The sequence below is a fragment of the Streptomyces sp. NPDC054840 genome (assembly GCF_053611065.1).
In genome coordinates this window covers 1-2,322 of record NZ_JBSGZP010000918.1, presented here as the reverse complement: position 1 = coordinate 2,322, position 2,322 = coordinate 1, and the positions used below count along the sequence as shown (strand labels likewise).

General features: G+C 67.4%; 2 protein-coding genes. One reads left to right on the top strand and one right to left on the bottom strand.

Annotated features, from left to right (window positions below; translation table 11 throughout):
• Window positions 1-157: 157 nt before the first annotated feature.
• Window positions 158-643, bottom strand: coding sequence for a ribose-5-phosphate isomerase (locus ACWGIU_RS35935; RefSeq protein ID WP_202201560.1), 486 nt, complete (start codon window positions 641-643; stop codon window positions 158-160).
• Window positions 644-862: 219 nt separating this feature from the next.
• Here ACWGIU_RS35935 and ACWGIU_RS35930 point away from each other — a divergent pair, with 219 nt between their 5' ends.
• Entirely contained in the window at window positions 863-2,296 is a 1,434-nt protein-coding gene (locus tag ACWGIU_RS35930) for an amino acid permease (RefSeq protein WP_453712286.1), read from the top strand.
• Window positions 2,297-2,322 lie beyond the last annotated feature (26 nt).

Genomic DNA, 2,322 nt, shown 5'->3' with positions numbered 1-2,322 from the left:
GCCGTGGGGGGTGTTGCCGGGTCCGGGCCGGCCGGCGACCGTTTCGGGGGGGTCGTGGGCCAGGGGGGGTATCTTAGGCCCCGGGGGCAGGGGCAAATCCTTTGAATAATGCAAACGGCCGTGCCACCCCCGGGGGGCGGCACGGCCGGGAGGGGGATCAGCCCTGCGGGTGGTGGGCCGGGATAGGGGGGAGCTCACCGGTGGTCTCGTAGGCGGAGAGCATCTCGATGCGGCGGGTGTGGCGCTCCTCGTCGGAGTACGGGGTCGCCAGGAAGGCCTCGATGAAGCTGACGGCCTCGTCCTGCGTGTGCATCCGGCCGCCGACGGAAATGACGTTGGCGTTGTTGTGCTCACGGCCGAGCTGGGCGGTCTGGACGCTCCAGGCCAGGATGGCGCGGACGCCCTTGACCTTGTTCGCGGCGATCTGCTCGCCGTTGCCGGAGCCGCCGATCACGATGCCGAGGCTGTCGGCGTCCGCAGCGGTCTTCTCCGCGGCGCGGAGGCAGAACGGCGGGTAGTCGTCCACCGCGTCGTAGATGTGGGGCCCACAGTCGACGGGCTCGTGGCCGTTGTTCTTGAGCCAGTCCACCAGGTGGTTCTTGAGCTCAAAGCCGGCATGGTCGGATCCGAGGTACACGCGCATGGGACGAGTGTGGCACGGGGAGGCCCGACAGCCCGCAGTGGGTGTCGCGTAAGTCACTTCTAAAGCTCAAGTAAACCCAAAGAACGCAGATGGGACAGGGCGGACCGGGACCCTGGATGTTCGTCCGAAGGCGAACGATCCGGATTGAGGTCTTCCGTCCTGCGTTCATCTCAGGTTTGAATGCCGGGGCTCGCAATCCGAGAACCTAAGGATCCGTCCATGAGCTCCACGACGACCCTTCAGAAAGAAGGCGGCCCCACCGGCAACCCCGGTGACGGCCAGCCCTCCGACGGTCTGAAGGCCGGTCTCAAGAACCGCCACCTGTCCATGATCGCCATTGGCGGCGTCATCGGCGCCGGCCTCTTCGTCGGTTCCGGTGGCGGCATCGCCAAGGCCGGGCCCGCCATCCTGATCTCCTACGCGCTGGTCGGCGCGATGGTCGTCTTCGTGATGCGGATGCTCGGCGAGATGGCCGCCGCCAGCCCGAACTCGGGCTCCTTCTCGGCCTACGCCGACCGCGCGCTCGGCCGCTGGGCGGGCTTCTCCATCGGCTGGCTCTACTGGTTCTTCTGGGTCGTCGTGCTCGCCGTGGAGGCCACCGCCGGTGCCGCCATCCTGGAGGGCTGGATCCCGGCCGTCCCGCAGTGGGCCTGGGCGCTCATCGTGATGGCGGTGCTGACCGCCACCAACCTCGGCTCGGTCGCCTCCTACGGTGAGTTCGAGTTCTGGTTCGCGGGCATCAAGGTCGTCGCCATCGGCGCGTTCGTCATCGTCGGCATGCTGGCCGTCTTCGGCGTGCTGCCGGGCTCGGACAACCCGGGCGCGGGCTTCGCGCACCTCACCGACGCCGGCGGGTTCTTCCCCAACGGCTACGGCGCCGTCCTCACCGGTGTGCTGATGGTCGTCTTCTCCTTCATGGGCAGCGAGATCGTCACCCTGGCGGCCGGCGAGTCGGAGGACCCCCGCAAGGCGGTCACCCGGGCGACCAACTCCGTCATCTGGCGGATCGGTGTCTTCTACCTCGGCTCGATCTTCATCGTGCTGACCCTGCTCCCGTGGAACGACAAGTCGATCACCGAGAAGGGCTCGTACGTCGCCGCCCTGGACTCGATCGGCATCGCGAACGCCGGCACCATCATGGAGGTCATCGTCCTGACCGCCGTGCTGTCCTGCCTGAACTCGGGCCTCTACACCGCCTCCCGCATGGCCTTCTCGCTCGGTGAGCGCGGTGACGCCCCCAAGGCGTTCGCCAAGGTCAACTCCCGCGGTGTGCCGGTTGCCGCGATCCTGGGCTCCACGGTCTTCGGCTTCGTCGCCGTCTACTTCAACTATGCGTTCAAGGACACGGTCTTCGACTTCCTCCTGAACTCGTCCGGTGCCATCGCGCTCTTCGTCTGGCTGGTGATCTGCTTCACCCAGCTGCGGATGCGCGGGATCCTGGTCCGCGAGGCCCCGGAGAAGCTGACGGTGAAGATGTGGCTCTTCCCGTGGCTGACCTGGGCCACCGCCGCCCTGATCACGTTCGTGATCGGCTACATGTTCGTGGACGACGCGAACCGTGAGGTCGTCACCCTGTCCACCCTGGTCGCCGGCGTGGTCGTGCTGGTCGGTGTGGTGCTGGACCTCCGCCGCAAGAAGGCCCTGCAGGGCTGATCGCACGTGCACGTACGCCGGAGCCC

Coding starts and splice junctions, on each gene's coding strand:
- ACWGIU_RS35930 (WP_453712286.1), top strand. CDS start 863: ATGAGCTCCACGACGACCCTTCAGAAAGAAGGCGGCCCCACCGGCAAC.
- ACWGIU_RS35935 (WP_202201560.1), bottom strand. CDS start 643: ATGCGCGTGTACCTCGGATCCGACCATGCCGGCTTTGAGCTCAAGAAC.